Genomic DNA, 633 nt, shown 5'->3' with positions numbered 1-633 from the left:
CCGGGCCTCCCTGGACGCCCTGCTGCTGGCCGCCCGGAGGCTCCAGGCCGAGGAGGTCGCCCTGCTGCTCGCCGCCCGCACCGGCGGCCCGGCCGGGGCCGGCGGGAGCCCGGCGGAGCGCCCGCTGGGCCTGCCCGAACGGCAGGTGACCGGCCTGTCCGAGGCCGACGCCACCCGGCTGCTGGCCCGGCGGGTCGGCCCCGACCTGCCGTCCACCGTCCGCGACCGGCTGCTCGCCGAGGCGGCCGGCAACCCGCTCGCGCTCACCGAACTCCCGGTCGCCGCCGGGCCGCAGCCGCCGGCACCGGGCGGCCTGCCGCTCACCAGCCGGCTGCTGATCGCCTTCCACGGCCAGGTCACCGGCCTGCCCGCGGCCACCCAGACGCTGCTGCTGGTCGCCGCCACCGAGGAGGGCGGGGCACTGGACGTCGTCCTGTCCGCCGCGGCCGCCCTCGGCGTCACCGCTGAACACCTCGCGCCCGCCGAGGCGTCCGGCCTGGTGACGGTCACGGCCGACCGCCGGATCGCCTTCCGGCACCCGCTGCTGCGCTCCGCGATCCTCCAACGGGCGCCGCACCACCAGAAGACGGCGGTCCACCGGGCCGTCGCCGGCGCGCTGCCGGACGGCGACCG

General features: G+C 80.1%; 1 pseudogene. It reads left to right on the top strand.

The window, feature by feature from the left end:
• A pseudogene (locus tag AE652_RS42645) lies at nucleotides 1-633 on the top strand (helix-turn-helix transcriptional regulator); the annotation flags it as partial.

The organism is Kitasatospora sp. MY 5-36 (assembly GCF_001182915.1).
In the GTDB taxonomy this organism is placed as follows: Bacteria; Actinomycetota; Actinomycetes; order Streptomycetales; family Streptomycetaceae; genus Kitasatospora.
Note: the sequence above shows the minus strand (reverse complement) of the source record. Positions and strands in the feature narration are given on the sequence as shown.